Origin of the sequence: Catalinimonas alkaloidigena (assembly GCF_029504655.1) — a bacterium.
Classification (GTDB): Bacteria; Bacteroidota; Bacteroidia; order Cytophagales; family Cyclobacteriaceae; genus Catalinimonas; species Catalinimonas alkaloidigena.
This window is the reverse complement of sequence record NZ_JAQFIL010000001.1, coordinates 6943849-6960236: the sequence shown is the minus strand read 5'-3', so window position 1 is coordinate 6960236 and position 16388 is coordinate 6943849. Positions and strand designations below refer to the sequence as shown.

Annotated in this window: 13 protein-coding genes; 9 read left to right on the top strand and 4 right to left on the bottom strand. The window is 38.4% G+C overall.

The annotated features are described in order from the left end of the window. Positions 1 to 10: 10 nt before the first annotated feature. Together cysC and prmC are read right to left on the bottom strand one after the other, a co-directional pair. Entirely contained in the window at positions 11 to 610 is a 600-nt protein-coding gene (gene cysC, locus OKW21_RS28250; protein ID WP_277486321.1) for an adenylyl-sulfate kinase, read from the bottom strand. A 96-nt stretch (positions 611 to 706) separates the two neighbouring features. Beyond that, positions 707 to 1588 (bottom strand): peptide chain release factor N(5)-glutamine methyltransferase, encoded by an 882-nt coding sequence (prmC, locus tag OKW21_RS28245; protein ID WP_277486320.1) that lies wholly within the window; start codon positions 1586 to 1588, stop codon positions 707 to 709. A 28-nt stretch (positions 1589 to 1616) separates the two neighbouring features. Here prmC and OKW21_RS28240 point away from each other — a divergent pair, with 28 nt between their 5' ends. Continuing rightward, on the top strand, positions 1617 to 2624 hold the full coding sequence (locus OKW21_RS28240) for a bifunctional diaminohydroxyphosphoribosylaminopyrimidine deaminase/5-amino-6-(5-phosphoribosylamino)uracil reductase (RefSeq protein ID WP_277486317.1): 1008 nt from the start codon (positions 1617 to 1619) through the stop codon (positions 2622 to 2624). Here OKW21_RS28240 and OKW21_RS28235 read toward each other — a convergent pair. Further along, on the bottom strand, positions 2614 to 3246 hold the full coding sequence (locus tag OKW21_RS28235) for a cytochrome c oxidase subunit 3 (RefSeq protein ID WP_277486315.1): 633 nt from the start codon (positions 3244 to 3246) through the stop codon (positions 2614 to 2616). The genes OKW21_RS28240 and OKW21_RS28235 overlap by 11 nt on opposite strands. A gap of 135 nt (positions 3247 to 3381) precedes the next feature. Here OKW21_RS28235 and mfd point away from each other — a divergent pair, with 135 nt between their 5' ends. Then, complete coding sequence (gene mfd / locus OKW21_RS28230) at positions 3382 to 6732, top strand: transcription-repair coupling factor (RefSeq protein WP_277486314.1); 3351 nt, start codon at positions 3382 to 3384, stop codon at positions 6730 to 6732. Positions 6733 to 6988: 256 nt separating this feature from the next. After that, positions 6989 to 8203, top strand: coding sequence for a gliding motility lipoprotein GldJ (gene gldJ, locus OKW21_RS28225; RefSeq protein ID WP_277486312.1), 1215 nt, complete (start codon positions 6989 to 6991; stop codon positions 8201 to 8203). 51 nt (positions 8204 to 8254) lie between these two features. On the opposite strand, the gene OKW21_RS28220 is transcribed toward gldJ, so the two are convergent. Next, a complete protein-coding gene (locus OKW21_RS28220) occupies positions 8255 to 8932 on the bottom strand; it encodes a ComF family protein (RefSeq protein WP_277486309.1) in 678 nt (225 codons plus the stop codon). 114 nt (positions 8933 to 9046) lie between these two features. On the opposite strand from OKW21_RS28220, the gene OKW21_RS28215 reads away from it, so the two are divergent. The 6 genes from OKW21_RS28215 (at position 9047) to mnmG (ending at position 16353) form a co-directional block, all read left to right on the top strand. Beyond that, a complete protein-coding gene (locus OKW21_RS28215) occupies positions 9047 to 9406 on the top strand; it encodes a hypothetical protein (protein WP_277486307.1) in 360 nt (119 codons plus the stop codon). 3 nt (positions 9407 to 9409) lie between these two features. Continuing rightward, the gene (locus OKW21_RS28210; protein WP_277486306.1) at positions 9410 to 10177 is read left to right on the top strand and encodes an exodeoxyribonuclease III; all 768 of its coding nucleotides are present in this window, start codon (positions 9410 to 9412) and stop codon (positions 10175 to 10177) included. A 103-nt stretch (positions 10178 to 10280) separates the two neighbouring features. Continuing rightward, a complete protein-coding gene (locus OKW21_RS28205) occupies positions 10281 to 13595 on the top strand; it encodes a DUF4175 family protein (RefSeq protein WP_277486303.1) in 3315 nt (1104 codons plus the stop codon). 3 nt (positions 13596 to 13598) lie between these two features. Next, entirely contained in the window at positions 13599 to 14000 is a 402-nt protein-coding gene (locus tag OKW21_RS28200; protein ID WP_277486300.1) for an ATP-binding protein, read from the top strand. A 16-nt stretch (positions 14001 to 14016) separates the two neighbouring features. Next, positions 14017 to 14454, top strand: coding sequence for an rRNA maturation RNase YbeY (ybeY, locus tag OKW21_RS28195; protein WP_277486297.1), 438 nt, complete (start codon positions 14017 to 14019; stop codon positions 14452 to 14454). A 36-nt stretch (positions 14455 to 14490) separates the two neighbouring features. After that, a complete protein-coding gene (mnmG, locus tag OKW21_RS28190; protein ID WP_277486295.1) occupies positions 14491 to 16353 on the top strand; it encodes a tRNA uridine-5-carboxymethylaminomethyl(34) synthesis enzyme MnmG in 1863 nt (620 codons plus the stop codon). The last annotated feature ends 35 nt before the right edge of the window (positions 16354 to 16388 follow it).

The window sequence follows — 16388 nt, the reverse complement described above, 5'->3', positions numbered from 1 at the left end:
ATTCCTGATTTTAAACTGATAATGATGTGACTTCTAATATTTTGTCAACTAACACCTGATGACATTCTTCTATACTTTTTTCTCCTGTTTTTAAACGTAAATCAGGTTGTTGGGGTGGTTCAAAAGGAGAGCTGATCCCTGTGAAGTCTTTAATAATACCTTCTCTTGCTTTTGCGTATAAGCCTTTTACATCCCTTTGTTCACAAACTTCCAAAGGGCAATCTATATATACCTCGAAATAACTTTCCTCTCCGATAATTTCCTTCGCCATTTCCCTAATGCTATGCGTAGGGCTAATTAATGAGCAGATCGTAATCACTCCACATTGGGCAAAGAGCTTAGAAACTTCTGCCGCTCTTCTTATATTTTCGCGTCTTTCTTCTTCACTAAAGCCCAAATTATTGTTTACTCCGGTACGAAGATTATCACCATCCAAAAGCATAGTGAGCTTCTTTTGCTGATGCAATGTGTTTTCTGCAGCTTTAGCTAATGTACTTTTACCTGATCCGGACAGCCCCACCATCCATATTACTTTTCCTTTCTGCTGAAGTAATTCTTCCTTATCTCTTTTTTGCAGAATTGTATCAAAAATCGGATAAATATGGTTCAATATCTTCTAAATTAAATATTAAGTAAAAATAATGTAAAAATTTCGTATGAAAAAGCTATTGGCTCATTTGCAAGCACAAAGCTAAAGGACTATTTTTTAAAAAGTAAGCTTTGCAGAAATAAACCTATCTTTCTGCTGCATATCTTTTCTAAGCAAAACATCTGTAAACCCGTATTCTTCAAGTAGTTCTGCAACTTTCATTCCATATGCTTCATTAATTTCAAAGTAGAGTCTTCCCTTATTTCTAAGTAATTTCTGTCGTGAGCATAAGCTTGCAATTTGCCTATAAAAGAGAAGGGGATCTTCATCACTAACAAACAAAGCCTTGTGTGGCTCAAAATCCAAGACATTTTTTTTCATGGCCTGGATTTCACTTCTTCTCACATAAGGAGGGTTACTTACGACGAGGTCATATGAATTAAAGTTATTTGTTGGATCTAAAATATCTTCCAAATACCATAAAATTTCTGCCTGATGACGCTGTGCATTCGCCTTTGCCACAGCCAATGCTTCCTGACTAGCATCTAATGCATGGACTTTGGCGCTGTTAAGCTCTTTACTTAAAGTAATAGCAATACACCCGCTGCCCGTTCCAATATCCAACACTTTCAATCCCTCCTGAAGATTCTCCTTAACCACAATATCCGTTAATTCTTCAGTTTCTCTGCGGGGGATCAATGCGGCGGGAGTAACATAAAATGATCTGCCGTAAAAAAAAGTCTCTCCGATAACATATTGAATAGGCTCATCATTACAAATACGTGCAACTGCTTTTTCTAATTGGTCTTTCTGATGACTATTTAGTTGTATCTGGCGATCTACCAAAATATCATTTCTCTGATAATGGAGGTAATGCTCTATTAACATTAGCGCCATATATCTACTTTCTTCTATTGTATAGGTTTCATTTTTATGTTGATGTATTTGGCGGATAATGGATTGATACAAATCACGGGCGCTATACAGCTTTTCTTTCATAGGTATTAATTGATATATTGGCAGTGAAATGCCTCACAAAATTGACCTTTTAAATCGTACTCTGCAACTTGCCTTATATGGCCTTGGCAGGGTATCACCCAAGCCACTATTGGGATGGGTACTTACCTCTGCGCAATCCAAAATAATAGCGGAAGGCTGGTTACCCCACAAGCCACTTTTATCCACGCTTTCATCTCTTGGTATTGCCCATAGTACAATAAATCAACACAGTCTATATATAAATTCGCTTTACGCTGTCGGGCCTGGCCTCATCAAAACCTTGCCCAAACTAGGTATCAGTCATATTTATAGTGCCGGCCCCATTCATCACTCCATTCAACAACAACTTCCCTCTATTATCTGGCATGACAATTTTCTTCCCAAAAAAGAGGTTTTTCTCAACCGAAGATACCTCAATTTTTACTCAAACAGGCGTCCTTATATTATCCTGAAGTGGGCAGAAACAAAAGACGGGTTTATAGCACGAGAGAATTATGACTCTAAATGGATAAGTAATGTGCTTTCCCGCAGACTAGTTCACAAATGGCGGAGCGAAGAAGATGCTATAATGGTAGCGACCAATACTGCTCATTATGATAATCCTAAATTAAATGTGCGGATGTGGTCAGGTAGAAATCCTGTCCGCATTGTGATAGATAAGGAGTTAAAGTTAGATAAAAAGCTCCGTTTATTTGATGATGCTCAACCTACTTTATGCTATAACCTACACATTGACCAAGCTCAAAATGAACTCCGGTGGATACAAATTGCCGAGCCTAAAAATCAGCTTGATTTTTTTTCACGCCTGCTCAAAGACCTTTGGCAGAGAAATATTCAATCCCTAATAGTAGAAGGAGGTTCTCGACTACTTCACTTTCTAATACAACATAATTTGTGGGACGAAGCTAGAGTTTTTACCTCTCCCCAAAGCTTTTGTAAGGGAATACCAGCCCCTGTCATTGAATCACAGTCACCTGATGAAACGCACTTTATCGGTAATGACTCGCTCAAAATATATCGAAATATCAAAAGCTGAATAAGAAATAGAAAAACAAGGCTACCCAAAGCGCGTCTATAAAATGCCAGTATGTAACCAGCATTTCCAAACGGACACGCTGGTAAGGGTTAGTTACCAAAATCAGTGTTTTTACCGGATCACGATAAATACTGCTTATTTTAGTATATGCCAGAGTCAAAAAAACTAAGCCTCCGGCTAAATGTAGAATATGAAGACCTGAGATAATATAAAGATATGCTCCTGAATCTTTGCCTGTCAGACTTATACCTGATTTGTTTAATTCGTACCAGCCTACGTACTGGCTGATGGTAAATGCAAGACCTAAGAAGAGCGCGATTTCTACCGACCTTTTTACTTCTTTGATCTTGTCTTTTTTAAATGCAGGCAAAGCCTTTGAGATAGCGAAACTTGAAAGTAAGAGCAATACCAAACTCACTACGAATGATTTGGGCATAATGAAGTTAATAGAATCTTCTTCCGGTTGGCTGAAGGTATATGCAGTTATCATGAAGAGAAATACCAAACTACTTCCAAAAATGGCTAAATAAAGCAGCATTTTGTGAGGATGGATTTTCTCCAGTCGGGCCATCGTACTATCCCCTCTTTTCTCCTCAGTATTATTTTTATTCTGCTTTTGCATATCAAATTATATCTAAGACGTTGTTAACTGTGAAACATAATTGCTGTGAGGTAGTTTTGATATATTTAAAATTAATAAAGGGCAATTCCGTAATTTACCTAATTTTGAGTATTATTTCATCTAATAAATTTTGGTGTGCAGATTCAGCGTTTTATTGAACTTTACTCTTCCGACAGTCTTATTCATACCCTTGCTACCCAGATAAAAAACAACGCCGGGGGCTTTATTCAAATCAAAGGATTAGTAGGTAGTCTAGATGCTGTTTTAGCTTCCGCATTATACCAGATACACGCTCAGAACCATGTATTTGTTGTAAGCGATAAAGAAGAAGCTGCTTACTTTCACAATGATTTACAAAATCTGAACCAAACACAAGAAGTCCTGCTTTTTCCCTCTTCTTACAAAAAGCCTTATCAGCTGGAAGAAACTGAAAACGCTAACGTACTTATGCGGGCAGAAATTCTTAACCGTATTAACAACCCGCTCAACAAGGGTGAGTTAATTGTTACTTACCCTGATGCTCTGGCCGAAAAAGTGATTAATAAGAAATCTTTTCAGCAAAATACTTTCGCTGTCAAAGCAGGGGATAAGTTAGACACTCAGTTCTTAAGTGAGCTCTTAATTTCTTACGATTTTGAGAAAGCTGAGTTTGTATATGAAGCCGGTCAGTTTGCAATACGGGGAGGAATCGTAGATATTTTTTCTTACGCCCATGAAATGCCCTATCGTCTGGAGCTTTTCGGGAATGAAGTAGAGAGTATACGTGTTTTCGATGTTGAAAACCAGCTTTCTCAGGATAAGGTAGAGCGCCTTAGTATTATTCCTAATGTGCAGACAAAATTATTACAGGAAGAAAGGCAAGCTTTTATTGATTTTCTGCCTAGCGAGAACACAAAAATTTGGTTCAAAGATTTTGAGCAAACTACTGATACCATTGCCAGGTTTTTTGACAATGCCGAAGAAAATTTTGACAAAATAGTCAGCGCCTCTGGCAATACGCAAGTCATTTCAAAACCAGAAGTTCTCTTCGAAACCTCCGATAGCTTTATAAGTAGCATCAACAAGTATTGTAAAATAGAATTTGGAAACCGGTTTTATAGCCGTACTGATCAGATTTTTCAGTTTGAGAGTGAACCACAACCTTCATTTAATAAGAATTTCGAACTGCTTGTAGAAAACCTGAGGTCGCTACACGAAAAAAGTTTGCAGATTTTTATTTCTTCTGATTCAGAACATCAGATCGAGCGCCTGACCACTATTTTTGAAGAGCTGGATTCTACAGTACATTTTGATCCTTTATTTGTATCGCTTCGACAAGGGTTTATCGACAAAACACTTCAGCTGAGCTGTTATACTGATCATCAACTGTTTGACCGTTTTCATCGGTATAAAACCCGCACCGCTCATGCTAAATCCAAAGCACTGACATTAAAAGAGTTACGTGCTCTCAATACTGGTGACTATGTCGTTCATATCGATCATGGCATTGGCCGCTTCGCCGGCTTGGAGAAAGTGGATGTTGGAGGTAGAGAACAGGAAGCAGTACGTTTGGTTTACCGGGATAACGATCTTCTGTATGTCAGTATTCACTCTCTGCATAAAATATCCAAATACAGCGGTCAGGAAAGTGCCCCCCCTACCATAAGTAAGCTGGGTTCACCCGACTGGGATAATAAAAAGAAAAAAGCCAAAAAAAAGGTCAAAGACATAGCCAAGGACCTCATTAGCCTGTATGCAAAACGAAAAGCATCCCCCGGCTATGCATTCAAAAGAGATGATTTCCTTCAGGCTGAATTGGAATCTTCTTTTATGTATGAAGACACACCTGACCAGGCCAAGGCGACAGAAGATGTGAAATCTGATATGCTCCAACCCTTTCCTATGGATAGGCTGGTATGTGGTGATGTAGGTTTTGGTAAAACGGAGGTAGCCATCAGAGCAGCTTTCAAAGCGGTTAATGAAGGTAAGCAGGTAGCGGTATTAGTGCCCACAACTATTCTGGCAATGCAACATTACCAAACATTCAAAGATAGGCTTGCCAACTTTCCCATCACTGTTGAATATATCAATCGTTTTAAATCCACTAGAAACATTAAGGAAATTCTTAAAAAGGTGCATGAGGGTAAAGTGGATATACTAATTGGCACCCACCGAATTGTCAACAAAGACGTGGTGTTTAAGGACTTAGGTTTGATGATCATTGATGAGGAACAAAAGTTTGGGGTAAAAGTAAAGGAACGCCTGAAAGAACTTAGGGTAAATGTAGATGCACTTACTTTAACAGCTACGCCTATTCCCCGTACATTGCATTTTTCACTGATGGGCGCACGTGACCTAAGTATCATTTCAACGCCACCGCCTAACCGTCGACCTGTCACTACTGAAATACACACCTTTAACGAAGTGTTGATCCGTGATGCCGTGAGTTATGAACTCAAAAGAGGGGGGCAGGTTTTCTTTGTACATAATCGTGTACAAAACATAGAAGAAGTTGCTAATATTATTCTCCGTCTTGTCCCTGACGCCAGAGTAGCAGTTGCTCATGGCCAAATGGATGGTTCCAGACTTGAGAAAACAATGCTCAAATTTATTGAAGGTGAATATGATGTTTTAGTATGCACAAATATCATTGAGTCTGGTTTAGATATTTCTAATGCCAATACCATTCTTATCAATAATGCTCATATGTTTGGGCTTTCTGACTTACACCAAATGCGCGGTAGGGTAGGGCGCTCAAACCGAAAAGCTTTCTGTTATCTACTAGCTCCCCCTACGATTGGTCTTACTGCCGATGCACGCAAGCGCCTTAGTACATTGGAGGAATTCTCAGAATTGGGAGATGGTTTTAAAGTAGCTATGAGAGATCTGGACATTCGCGGAGCAGGAAACTTATTAGGTGCGGAACAAAGTGGCTTCATTTCCGATCTTGGTTTTGATATGTATCATAAAATTCTAGATGAAACTGTTCAAGAGCTCAAGGAAACTGACTTTAAAGATTTATTTACCAAAGAGTTAAGTGAATATGTTAAACCTTTGGTACAAGACTGCACAATTGAAACAGATTTAGAAATTCTTATCCCGGAAGAGTACGTAAGCAGCACCACAGAAAGGCTGAGTTTATATGCTAAGTTAGATAATCTCAAACATGAAGATGAACTAAAAGCCTTTCAACTAATGCTTGAAGATCGTTTTGGCCCAATTCCGGAACAAGTACAAGAGCTGATTTCCACCGTTCGTTTAAGATGGAAAGCTGAAAAGCTGGGGTTTGAAAAGCTCACCCTAAAGAGTGACTCCTTAAAGTGTTACTTTGCCACATCTGAGAACCAAGAATACTTTAATTCTGAAACTTTCGGTAAAATATTACAATTTGTTCAGCAACGTTCTAAGTCTTGTCGACTTAAAGAAACTAAAAAAAGGCTTATTTTGGTTATTCAGAAGGTTGAAAACACTTATAAAGCTATAGATGTACTTGATGCTATGCTTTAGGATTATAAAATTTTCGCTTTATTATATACTTTGCAAGGCAATATACACGTTAAGTTTGTAGTCTGTAAAAGTGGTGTGTTTCTTGCTTATTTTATATTTTTACTTACATACATTAAATTTGTGTGTCTAATTGCTGTTAAAATATTTTTTTTGTTCACAATTTAGTGGCTGAATTATTAATTGCAATTTCTTTATTTAGTTATGTGAATAATAGGCTGAAGAGCTATAAAACTTAGAATATTAATAAACAGGTGTTATGAAGAAAACTTGGAAACTGGTCAAAAACGCATCTCTTGTATGCTGTGGGGCTGCTATTTTATCAGCCTGCAGCAAAACCCACCCCACCAGTGTAAATCCCGGGCAATCAAGCTCGGCAACAGGCATTGAATATAATGTTGAGGGTAATTTTACACTGGATGAGTATAGAGGTCAGCCTGAAGCTCCTAATATGGTGTATATTGAGGGTGGAAGATTTGTAATGGGTTCTTTTGAAGAAGACCTGATGGGAACTCGTGATAATCTTGAAAGGACAGTTACTGTAGCCTCATTCTACATGGATCAGACAGAAATTGCCAATATTCACTGGCTTGAATACTTGTTTGATATCAAGCAAGATTCTACTACTGAATTTTACAATTCTTCTCTGCCAGATACTACGGTATGGCGTAGAGACCTTGCTTACAATGACCCTTATGTAGAACATTATCTCAGATACCCCGGTTTCCGCTATTTTCCTGTTGTAGGAGTGAGTTGGAGACAAGCTAACGATTACTGCAAATGGAGAACTGCAGTAGTTAATGAAAAGCTGGTTGAGGAAGCTGGCGTAGATCTTAACGTGCCTGAAGGAAGCCGAGTCCCCCTTGAAACAGGCGTTGTACTTCCTGATTTCCGTTTACCTACTGAGGCTGAATGGGAATATGCGGCCAAAGCCCTGATCGGTACTCAATATCTTGATGAAAACCATACCAACCAACGTATTTATCCTTGGGATGGGCATGCTACCCGTAATCCTTATGGCAAAGAAATGGGTTATTTCCTGGCTAACTTTAAGCGAGGCCGCGGTGACTATGCTGGTATTGCAGGTAAGCTTAATGATGGCGCGATGATCACTGACTATATTTACGAATATCCTCCCAATGATTTTGGATTGTACAATATGGCTGGCAATGTGAATGAATGGGTAATTGATGTGTATCGTCCTCTTTCTTTCCAAGACTTTAGTGACCTGAACCCTATTCGTCGTGATGGTACACTTGACCCTGAAGAAAAATATGATAATGAAGAATATCCTAATTACGCTGGAGATTATAATTCACTAATCACTAATGAGCTAAGAGTATATAAAGGAGGTTCCTGGGCTGATGTAGCTTACTGGCTATCACCTGGTACTCGCCGCTATATTGAGCAAGATTCCGCTACTGCTACGATTGGTTTTCGCTGTGCAATGATCAGGGCTGGAACAAATTACTAAGAAAATTAGGTAAATTGATTTTGAAGGCTTGGCAGTTTTGTCAAGTCTTTTTTATTCTGCTGCTGCAAGTGCAGCTACACTTACCTCTTTACCGCCTTCTTTCAATACTAAGTCAGCACATTGTCCTACAGTAGCACCGGTGGTAATCACATCATCTATAATCAAAATCCTCTTCTCTTTTATAAAAGCTTGATTCTGAATTGCATAAATATTCTCCGTATTACTGAAGCGCTCAGCCCGGCTTTTCTTCGTTTGAGTCTGGGTATTTACTTTCCTCTGAAGAATATTTTCTGACCAGTCTATTTCTAGAACTTCTGCTATTCCCTTGGCAATATAGTCAGCTTGATTGTAGCCTCTTTTTCTTTGTTTTGATTTATGTAATGGAACGGGAATTATCAGATCAAATTTGTCTTGGTATCCTGCTGCTCTTAAAGAATGCCCAAACCATTTCCCTGTAAGTATTCCTATCTCAGGAAGGTTTCTATATTTAAGGTGATGGAGTATTTTTTGGACTCCGCTTTTTTTGCTGAATTTATAATACACTAATACATACTTTATATCAACGAGGCCTGAAAATTTCCTTTCCAAGTTCACATTTGTATGATGTAGATCGTATTTGGGGAGAGCATTGGCAAATGAAGTGGAAATATACTGCTCACCTTTGGCTAAAGGCAGCTTGCTTACTACACAACAATGGGGAAATAACAATGAAATAAAATCATTGAACATCTTAAGTACGTATAAAATTTTACTGAAGATATCATTTACTTTTCTGTATCCTTCCTTACTTTATAATTGGGTATTACAAGAGTAACATTTCTTAATAATGGTGAACAAAATTTTATGTACAAAAAGGATTTAGAACTGGAGCGGAAATGGCATAGGCTTCTTAATAGGGTAGAGGAGATGCTTGGAAAAAAACCTAAAGACCTCAATGGTGTTCTTTTCCTTATCGGAGTCCAAGAGCTGGGCAAAGGCTTCCAGCATTTTTCAAAAGAAGAAAAACAGGATCTGATGCACATTGCCATTTGTAAAGTGCTTTCTCTTTCCGGCTTCTATCAGTTAGAGGGGGTTGATCAACAGGGCTGGCCCCACTGGAAATTAATCAAAAAGCTTCCTCATTTTGATTTACTTGAGCAAGAAAAACTTCTGAAAATGCATATTATTGATTACTTTAATCAAGAACTTGGTATAGAAATATAATACATGAGAATTGTTTCTTATAACGTCAATGGAATTCGTGCAGCTGTCGCAAAAGGTTTCGTTGAATGGATTGAAGAGGATAATGCTGATATCATTTGTCTTCAGGAAATTAAAGCACAATCGGGACAAATTAATATTAAGGATTTTGAAAATTTAGGCTACCATACCTATTGGATGCCTGCTATCAAAAAAGGTTATAGTGGAGTAGGGATTTTAAGTAAAACCAAACCTCTGCAGGTAGAATATGGTTGTAGTATGGATACTTATGATGCCGAAGGTAGAGTACTTAGAGCAGATTATGCTGATTTTTCAGTAATGAGTGTCTATATGCCATCTGGTTCGAGCGGAGACATTCGCCAGGATTTTAAAATGAAGTGGCTAAGCGATTTCGAACAGTATATTCAAAGCCTAAAAAACCAATACCCTAATCTCATCATAAGTGGTGATTACAATATTTGTCATCGCCCTATTGATATTCACGATCCAGTAAGAAACAAAAACTCTTCGGGCTTTTTACCTGAAGAAAGAGATTGGATGACTAATTTTTTAGAAACTGGCTTTATCGATACATTTCGTTACTTTGATGAATCACCCCACCAATATTCCTGGTGGAGTTATCGTGCCCGGGCTCGTGAGAAAAATAAAGGTTGGCGAATTGACTATCATATGGCTACTCAAAATATGGAGAACCGCTTATCGGGAGCTTCTATTTTGAGTGAAGTAAAGCACTCAGATCATTGTCCGATTGTGCTGGAACTGAAAGACTTGTAAATAAAGGAGTATATTTCTTAATGTAATTTTTTTATCCAGATAGCTTGAACTATATCTCCGGTTTTATAAGTTCTATACATTTAAACCTTTCATTTCTAAGAGTATGGCCTCAGAAGCGAACACCAATAATGTCATTACGCAACTCAAGCTTTACAAGAGAAAATTTTATCTCAATAAGCTCGCTCGCGGAAGTATATATTTTGGAGCAGTACTACTTACTGTTTATTTGGTTGTTAGCTCTCTGGAATATACTATTCGTCTTAACTCTGTAGGAAGAACAATTCTTTTTTTTCTCTTTATTGCAGTATTTATTTTTATACTCTATAAATGGGTGATTGACCCTTTGCTTCGAGTATATAATAACAGAAGGCAGATAAGCGATGAGGAGGCGGCAAGGCAAATCGGTATTTTTTTTCCTGAAGTAAAAGATAAACTTCTGAATGTTCTTCAGCTTCAGAGAAATACTGATGTTGATAATACCTTATTAAGTGCAAGTATAGCCCAAAAGACTCAGCAAATTTCTGTTGTTTCTTTCCCCGTAGCCATCAATCTAAAGGATAATCTCAAGTACATCAAATACCTGGCAATACCCGCAATATTGGTTCTTTTCCTGTTCGTTTCTATACCCCAATTATTTTCTGAGAGCAATGAACGTCTGGTCAACTTTAATAAGGAGTTTGTACCTGAAGCGCCCTTTACTTTCCATCTCCAAACCGAAACTTTACTGGCATTTAAAAATGAAGACTTCTCCGTTGATTTAGCCATTGAAGGGGATGCCATGCCTGATAAAGTCTATCTTATTACTGCAGGTCGCAAGTTTCGTATGTCTTCTAATGAAGCAGGCATCTTTCAATATAACTTCCAGAATATTCAACGTGATGTCAGCTTTTCTATTGAGGCTGCTGGTTTTAGCACACAAGAATATAATGTCAATGTAGTGGAACGGCCTAATCTGAAAGATTTTAGTGTTTTCCTTAACTATCCTGATTATTTGGGTAAAGAAGATAAGCGCTTGAATAATGTTGGAAACCTGCAAGTACCGGAGGGCACCGAAGTAACCTGGAAGTTTAATGCACTCGCTTCAGATAGCATGCACCTCACTTTTGTTGAACAAGAGGAGTCATATAAACTAGAGGAAGAGGCAGATCAAGTATTCTCATTTGAGAAGCAAATTTTTCAAGCGGATCATTATCAAATTGACCTTAAGAATGAGTACAGCTCTAACAAACAGAATATTCGCTATTTCCTGGATGTCATCCCTGATCAGCATCCTAAAATAAGTCTTGAGCAATTTCAGGATACTACCATGTATCAGTTTTTGGTATTAGGTGGAAATGTATCAGACGATTACGGTCTCACCCAATTGGCACTTTATTACAAATTTGAAAAAGCAGATGATGGAAACAAAGCTGAAGGAAATTATCAAAGGTTGAACCTGGGTTTAGACACCAGGCAAAACAACCAAAGTTATTACCACCAATGGCAAATTGATAGCTTCAACCTACAACCGGGTGATAAAATTCGCTATTTCCTGCAGGTATGGGATAATGATGCTGTCAATGGTTATAAGGCCTCTAAAACTTCTTCATATGTATTCAGCATTCCTGATCGCAAGGCTATAAAAGAAAGCCTCAACAAATCTTCTGAACAAACACAAACGCAAATCAGCAAGACTGTTCAGCAGGCAGAGCAGCTTAAAAAAGAAATTGAAGATGTGGAGAAAAAACTGAGAGGTAAAAAAGAACTCTCCTGGCAGGAAAAACAAAAGCTTGAAGACATTATCAAAAGAAGACAAGCGTTGGAAAAAGAGTTGCAGGAGCTAAAAGAGCAGAACGAAGCCACCAATATGAAGCGTGAGCAGTTCAACCAGCAATCAGAAGAGATGCAGGAAAAAATTAATCAGCTGCAAAATCTGATGGAGGAACTATTAGATGAAGAAACGAAGAAACTATACGAGGAGCTTCAAAAAATGCTTGAAGAACAAGCAGAGCTTGATAAAATTCAGAATAAGCTCAGAGAACTGGGCGATAAGGAACAAAATCTGGAAGAAGAGCTTGAGCGTAGCCTTGAGTTGTTCAAAAGAATGAAGTTCGACATGAAGTTAGAGGAACTTGAGGACGAGCTTTCTGAAAAAGCCGAAGAGCAGGAAAAGCTTGGTGAAGCGTCTGAAAATAAGGAAAACAGTACAGAGGAACTGAGCGAGCAGCAAGAACAGCTCAATGAGGAGTTTGATGAATTTCAAAAGGAAATGGATGAACTCGAGCAACTTAACCAGGACCTGAAAAACCCTGCCCCAATGCAGGACATGTCTGAGGAGAAGCAGCAAATTCAGGAAGAACAACAAAAAGCTAAAGAATCTCTTGATCAAGGGAAACGTAAGAAGGCCCAGCAGTCACAAAAAAACAGCGCCCAGCAGATGAAAAAAATGGCGCAAAAGATGCAGCAGATGCAGCAGAGCATGGAGATGGAAATGTTGCAGGAAAACATGGATAACCTACGTAATATCTTAGATAATTTGATTACGCTTTCTTTCGATCAGGAAGACATCATGAAGTCCTTTCGGGATGTAAAACAAAATGACCCACGCTTTATTGATTTATCTCAGGAGCAACTCAAAATTAGAGATGATGCACAGATTATTGAAGATAGTCTTTTATCCCTTGCCGAAAGGGTATTTCAAATTCAGTCCTTTATCACTCGTGAAGTGAAAGACATGAATCAATATATGGAAGAAAGCATGGAGGCATTAAAAGAAAGGCAGCAATATAAAGCCATCAGTAAGCAGCAGTTTACTATGACCTCAATGAATAATTTAGCACTATTACTTAATGATGTACTCAGTCAAATGCAGCAGCAAATGGCTGATGCTATGGGCAATCCTCAGAAAAAACCAGGTCAGTCTCAGCAAAATATGAACATGAGCGAATTACAGCGTCAACTAAATGAACAGATTGATCAGCTCCGCAAAAGTGGAAAATCCGGAAGGGCACTTTCTGAAGAACTTGCTAAATTGGCAGCAGAACAAGAGAAAATCCGGAAGATGATGCAGGAGATGAAAGATTCAGATGAAGAGGGTGGTGGAGGTGCTGGAGACGAACTTTCTAAGAAAATGGAAGAGACCGAAACAGACTTGGTCAACAAAAAGTTAACTTCTGAACTGATAGAGCGTCAGAAAGAAATTATGACACGTTTGTTAGAAGTAGAAAAATCCATGCGTGAACAGGAACTTGATGATGAACGAAAAGGAGAAACCGCTAAGAGCGATTATGAACGCAAAGCATCTGAAAGCTTTGAGGAATATATTAAAGCAAAAAAACAAGAAATAGAACTCCTAAAAACAGTCCCTGTACGATTAAATCCGTATTATAAAAATGAGGCTAATAAGTATTTCCAACGATTAAACAATAATTCAAAATAAAGAATGAACTCCATAAACATTGAAATCCCCTCTCTTTCTGAAAACATCCGTATGATTGAGAGCTTCATAGACAATGCCAAAGAACGCTTTAATTTGAATGATGATATTTATGGAAATATCATGATAGCGGTTACTGAATCAGTTCATAACGCTATTCGGCATGGCAATCAGGGTGATGCCAAAAAAAACGTCAGCCTCTCTCTTGCACTACAGGAAGATGCTATTCACTTCACTGTAAAAGATGAAGGTGAGGGTTTTGATTTTGAAAACCTTCCTGACCCCACGTCTCCTGAAAACATTGAAACTCCCGGAGGCAGAGGCATCTTCTTAATGAAGCACTTATGTGATGAGGTAAAATTCCTTAACAATGGTCAAATTGTCGAATTAGTATTTTATATCAACTAAAAGTAAATTACTGGTATTGATTCATTTTTTTACTGAAGAGGTAGATTTCAATCACTCCATTCTTTCTCCTGCTATTCCCTGGATTGAAAAGGCTATTTTGAATGAAGGGTACACGCTGGAAAACCTCAATTACATTTTTTGTTCTGATGCTTATTTGCTTCAGATTAATATTCTCTATCTTCAACATGACTATTTCACCGATATTATCACTTTTGATAATAGTGAATTTTCCTTGTCTTTAGATGGCGATATTTTTATTAGCATTGAAAGAGTTGATGATAATTCACAGTCTGAACAAACTACTTTCTTTCATGAGTTGTTGAGAGTTATTATTCATGGTGCTTTACACTTAATGGGATATGATGATAAAGACACTTTTTCTAAAAGTACCATGAGGAAGATGGAAGACAAATACCTAGATTTGTACTTTCAGGATTTCCACATAGATAAGTAACGTTCCACGTGAAACGTTTTTAAATTTTATTTTCCTATGTTTCAAGAATACGATGTGATCGTAGTAGGAGCAGGGCACGCCGGAAACGAAGCGGCAGCTGCATCTGCAAAAATGGGCTCAAAAACTTTACTCATTACTATGGACATGGCCAAGATAGGTCAAATGTCTTGTAACCCGGCAATGGGAGGAGTTGCGAAAGGGCAAATTGTAAGAGAAATAGATGCGCTTGGGGGCTATTCAGGAATAGTATCGGATAAGTCTATGATACAGTTCAGAATGCTTAACCGTTCAAAAGGACCAGCGATGTGGAGCCCACGCACACAAAACGACAGAATGAGGTTTAGTGAAGAGTGGAGAACAGCTTTGGAAGGCATACCAAACTTAGACTTCTGGCAAGAAATGGTCACAGGCATCTTGGTAGAAAAAGATAAAGTAGTAGGCGTCAAGACAAGCATAGGCCTGGAGATTAAAGCTAAGTCTGTAGTGTTAACCAATGGAACATTTCTTAATGGCTTGATCCATATTGGCGAAAAGCAAATGGGAGGGGGGCGCTCCGGAGAGAGAGCATCTAAAGGTATAACAGAACAACTGCAAAAATTAGGTTTTGAATCCGGAAGAATGAAAACCGGAACCCCTCCCAGAGTAGATGGGAGGTCGCTCGACTACTCAAAAATGGAAGAACAAAAGGGGGACGAAGACCCTGGAAAATTTTCATTTACAGATACCACACCACCTGAGGTGCAGAGAAGCTGCCATATTACTTATACCAATCTTAATGTGCACGAAATTCTGGAAACAGGTTTTGATCGTTCTCCAATGTTTAACGGTAGGATAAGAGGGCAGGGCCCAAGATACTGTCCTTCCATAGAAGATAAAATTAACAGATTCAAAGAAAGGGATAGACATCAAATTTTTGTAGAACCGGAAGGCTGGAAAACGGTAGAAGTCTATGTCAATGGTTTTTCAACCTCATTGCCGGAAGATGTGCAATACAAAGCAATTCAACAGATACCAGGTTTTGAAAAAGCTAAACTCTTTCGACCTGGTTACGCTATTGAATACGACTATTTTCCTCCTACTCAACTCACCTTATCATTAGAAACCAAGCTGATTCAAAACCTATTCTTTGCCGGGCAAATCAATGGTACCACAGGATATGAGGAGGCAGCCTGTCAAGGTATGATGGCGGGCATCAATGCACACAATAAGGTAAATGAAAAAGAAGCATTTATTTTAAAACGTTCCGAAGCCTATATCGGAGTTTTGATTGATGATCTGGTAAATAAAGGTACCGAGGAACCGTACAGAATGTTTACTTCCCGCGCAGAGTTTCGCCTACTATTAAGACAAGATAATGCTGACCTCAGACTAAGTGAGAAAGCCCATAAATTAGGTCTGATTGAGGACGAGCGTCTTTCCAAAGTCTACGACAAACGCAGAGATATCGAGAGGGTAATGGAAGAGATCAAAGATCTCAGAGCTTCACCCAAAGAGCATAACGAAGGCCTGTGCGAACTCAATACCGCCATGCTCAAAGAAAAAATTTCTATCCAGAAACTACTTAAGCGGCCAGAAATAGGTATAGCAAAATTAAGAAAACTGGATAGTGAGCTGGATGCATATTTTTCTGCTTATAATCAGGAAGTATTAGACCAGGTAGAAATATTAACCAAATACGAAACTTACCTGGAGAAAGAAAGAGCGCATGCTGAGAAAGTGGAGAGCCTGGAAAACTATAGGATACCTGAGGGTTTTGACTATGCTAAAGTAAAAGCTTTATCTGCTGAAGCTACCGAAAAACTTAACCGTATCAGGCCGGCTACTATAGGACAAGCTTCCAGAATTAGTGGTGTATCTCCAGCCGACATATCCATAATAATGATATATTTGGGTAAATAAGATAATTCGTGTTTTGACATACAAAGTGCCTGTTT